At 59.1% G+C, this 4,525-nt stretch carries 2 protein-coding genes; both read left to right on the top strand.

The features are described 5' to 3' along the window. Positions 1-518, top strand: a 518-nt coding sequence (locus EN906_RS24070; RefSeq protein ID WP_164777316.1) for a prolyl oligopeptidase family serine peptidase, incomplete at its 5' end; no start/stop codon positions are given. 833 nt (positions 519-1,351) lie between these two features. After that, a partial coding sequence (locus tag EN906_RS24065; protein WP_245484321.1) for a Ulp1 family isopeptidase occupies positions 1,352-4,525 on the top strand: 3,174 nt, incomplete at its 3' end.

The following is a 4,525-nucleotide window of genomic DNA, read 5'->3' as shown; positions in this document are numbered from 1 at the left end:
ACGCAGGATTTCCCGATCGCATTCTGTGGCACAAGGCGGCGGCCGCGCAATATCCATGGTACGACATATCCAACGTCGGCATTTTTGGCGCATCCGCCGGCGGCCAGAGTGCAGTCAGCGCGCTGCTCTTTCACCCCGATTTCTACAAGGTCGCCGTCGCCAAAAACGGCTGCTTCGACAACAGGATAGACAAGACCTGGTGGAACGAACTTTGGATGGGGTGGCCGGTCGGCATTGAATATTCGCAATCCTCCGCCGTTGACAATGCTCACAGGCTGCAGGGCAAGCTGATGATCGCGGTCGGCGAAATGGATGATAATGTCGATCCGTTTTGCTCGTTCCAGCTTGCCGATCGACTCATCAAGGCAGGAAAAGATTTTGACATGGTCTACGTTCCTGGTGCCAATCACCATACTCTAGGCACCTACACCGAGCGCAAACTCCTAGACTTCTTCGTTCGCAACATTCTCGGTCAGACCCCGCCCGACTGGAACACCAAACCGATCGAGCTGGAATAGCTTGTGGCTCTTGCAATTGTTAGCTCGCCTTATCAGCTGTAATCAGGGCGAGGCGCGAGCAAATCTGCACCGAAGGACGATCGTGGAGTCTAGGACTTGCGCTGCGTATTGAGGATCGGCTCGCCGCGGCGTTGGTCTGAGCAAACTGCTTGATAGGCACGCCTGCAGACCGCGTGTGTGCGATTGCAAGATCCCCTATCAGCCTGGTGTGAAGCGTTCAGGGGAAAAGCCGCACCCAACGCCGCTTCCGCTCGCCGTAACGCTACGGCGGTGCGGCCCACCGATCCGCTCGACGAGCATTGGAACACATAGGTCCCCGAACGGACGATTGCCTTGGCAATAGAAGACCCTCGTCGGTCATCGCCGCTGTGGGTGGCAGCCCGTCGGTCTGGAGCTGCCACGATTCTCATCCTCGCGTCACATATGAGCTGAAGCTTTCCGGATCGGGTATCCAATCGGCATCCAGTTGCTCGGCGATATGGTTGAATTCTGCCCTCAGGACAAGAGTGAGTAGAGCAGCCCCGCTACGAAAATCCCATCCTGGTTCGTTTGACGCATCGACTATTCAGATTGATTGGCGTGATACCCGGCGCGGCCGCAACACGCGAGGCCGTCAACCGCTGAGCAGAAAACCAGCCTTCGCCTTCCGCGGCGGCGGACCTCGTCAGCCTCTCGAAAGCTTGCCTGAGTAGGTTGCTCATGTGATCTGTGGAAGTGAGGATAGCGTGCACCCGTACAAACTAGACATTCATCGTGGCAGCTTGGCTGCAGGTGCAGCACGCCGTACCGCACGAGCAAGCGGACAGGCCGGCCAAGCCGGTTTTGAGCAGCACTTGGGCGAACTGCAGGCGGCGGACGAGTTGATGGGTGCGCTAGGCGAGGAGGTCCTCGTCAATGGCTCGCATGGTAAAGGTGAGTTGAGACCAACGAAGAGGCAGAGGATCCAAAGCAATCTGCAGCATGCTGTCACTGAGCGGCAACCAGGTGAGGTTGGCAACTCAGGCGCTCGCGTGATGATGCAACTCCCCACCGATCAGGTGGGTACATCGGAACGGGAGGCGCAACTTGTGATGCAGGGGGACGAGCACGAATACACCCCAGCACCGCATCTCGACGGGTCGATGCCCTCGACAGTGCAGCCGGATCGTCCAATTGTGGTCCCCGACGGTGCCGACAAGCGTCCTGTTTATTCCAACGATGCCACCGCCATCGAAGGGCTGAAGTCAGCACTCCTTGCGGGTAAAGCCAGGCCGGACACGGTCACTCGCAGCACAAATTCTCTTTTCGGCTTTAGTCGTTGGCTCTTTCAAAACAACAAGCCAGGGCTTGCTGCTCGGCTTTACCATCCGTCGCTGAGCCAGGATCTCGAGGAGTACGAGAGTAGGGGTGGTTCCTCCACCGTGGCTGGCGCACTGCGTCAATTGATGAAGTCGATGGGCGGAGCCGGCCCGATTGTGGGTCGCGCTGTCCTGAACCCCCATCCTGACGACGCCGCGCTCACCAGACATTTCAGATCCGCGAGCGGCTACGCAACTGCTCTTAACCATTTCAGTCATTACCTACGTCAAAATGACAAGCTCGGAATTGCGGGTCGCATTTACGATAAATCGCTGGATAAAGATGTTGAGAGCTACAAGGCCGCCTCCTCTAATGGTGGAGCTCCGATCGAATCTGCGCTGGTTTATCTCCGCAAGAACCCGCCGCGCGTTATACTCGGGAATCATCTGGAAAACGCGGTCAGCATGGAGGCTCGTCCCCGTGGCGACGCTGCTCAGCATACCGCACCACAGCAGGGATTCGATTGGCCAGAGGAGCTCCTGCCGGTAGGTTATAAGGAGGGCACCGATCTACCATTGTCTCTCGCCCCAACCGCGCACCAACACCAAGCGCCCGACTTTGGAGAGGCCGTCCCTCACTTGAACTGGCGCCACGGCGACCAGGGCGCCCCGGAGGAGCTGGTAGCTGCACGGGACAGGAGCAGCCCGCTGCCAAGCGAGGCGGTGCCACATAAATCTGGACGGGGACTCGCTACGCAGCCCAGATTGTGGGCGGAGAAATCCGCCTCGCCAGAGCTCTTTCGACGGCGGGCGGAGCAGGCTCTGCCGGCGTCCGCCAGAGGTGTGGAGACATCCTCCGCGGTTGATGAAGCCGCGCAGGCCGCTCGCCAAGCTTTGGCTTGGTTGCAGCAGGAGATGGAGGGGATCGAACCGATGCAGGATCCTCATGAGGTGGCTACACCGGAATGTGAGGCGCAGCTCGTCAGGCAGAGGGATGAGCACGAATCCACCCCAGCACCGCATCCCGGAGGTGGTGGGTCGATGCCCTCGACAGTGCAGCCGGATCGTCCAATTGTAGTCCCCGACGGTGCCGACAAGCGTCCTGTCTATTCCAACGATGCGACCGCTATCGAAGGGCTGAGGGCAGCATTCCACGCGGGTAAGGCCAAAGCGAACACGGTCACTTACAATGTAAATTCTCTTTTCGGCTTTAGTCGGTGGCTCCTTCAAAACAACAAGCCAGGGTTTGCTGCTCGGCTTTACCATTCGTCGCTGGATCAGGATCTCAAGGAGTACGAGAGTACGGGTGGTTCCTCCACCGTGGCTGGCGCACTGCGTTACCTCAAGAAGTCGACAGGCGGAGCCCCGATTATGGCTCGCCCTGTCGTGATCCCCTATCCTGACGATGCCGAGCTCATTAGAAATTACAGAGCCGCTTCGACCAAGGAGTACCTGGCAGCGCCTGCGACCGGACGGAATCCAGATACCGTGGGCGGCTATACAAATTTTCTTAGACATTTTAGTCAGTACCTGCGTCAAAATAACAAGCTTGGGATTGCGGCTCGGATTCACGACAAATCGCTGGATAAAGATGTTGAGAGCTTCAAGGCTGTCTCCTATGGTAATAGGCTAAGTATCAGTTCTGCATTGGCTCACCTCCGGGATATCCTGCCGCGCATTGTGCTCGGGCGCGAAACTGTCCTTTCTGCTCATCCGGCAGACGCAGTCACCAGGCGCGTTGGGGCCGCTGCTGAAGCTGGGCCAGCGGCACCGGCAAGAGCTCCCCAACCCGCCTCGCCAGCAACCGCTAGGCTGCCAGGCACCTACCGCGGCCTTCCACTGGTTGATGTGACCACACTGACTACCAGTTCCTCTGGGGCTCAGATCGGGGCGCTCGATCCGACAGCCCCGTCCAACGTTGCAACGGGGCGGGTGCTCGGCGCCGCCGAATGGCTGAGCGACGCCCATATCCAGAGAGATTACAATTTGCTGGAGGGGCAACTGCAGGGGATCAATCCGGCGCTCGCTGCCCGGACTCGGCTGGTGGATCCTTCCGTATCCCATCTACTGCGACACACGTCGCCGCAAGACGCTCGAGGCATATTGCAGTCCATCTATAATCAAAACAACGCCACAGCCGACTTCCTGTTCTTGCCAGTGAATAATGGCACGGCTACTAGCCCCGGCACCCATTGGTCGCTGCTGCTCGTTGATCGCCGCGACCCGGAAAGGCGGTTCGCCTATCACTACGACTCCCTCCAGCGAGAGGGATATAACGACGTGCCTGCAAAACAGCTCGCAGGACTGCTGAATGCCACCTTGGCGCCAGCCCCCATGGCCAGACAGACGAACCATTATGATTGCGGCGTATTTGTCCTGGAGGGCACGTGGGCGCTGGTTGAACGATTGGTGAAAGGGCAGCGGCCAGACCACGAGCCGCTGCCCCTCGACAACCTCGTTGCCGATCGGCAGGCGCTGCAAGACCGGCTAAGGAGGCGCTTGCCGCACGAGGAAGAGCCGCGGCAGCTGCTGGAGGATGAACCCGCCTCCCCACCGATGATGGCATTCGAGCCAGGGGAACTGCGGCAACTGTTGGAAGACGAGCCTGCCTCCCCACCAATGATGGCGTTCGAGCCAGGGGAACTGCGGCAACTGTTGGAGGATGAGCCTGCCTCCCCACCAATGATGGCGTTCGAGCCAGGGGAACTGCGGCAACTGTTGGAGGATGCA

Source organism: Mesorhizobium sp. M7A.F.Ca.CA.004.06.1.1 (genome assembly GCF_003999135.1).
Taxonomy (GTDB): Bacteria; Pseudomonadota; Alphaproteobacteria; order Rhizobiales; family Rhizobiaceae; genus Mesorhizobium.
Note: the sequence above shows the minus strand (reverse complement) of the source record. Positions and strands in the feature narration are given on the sequence as shown.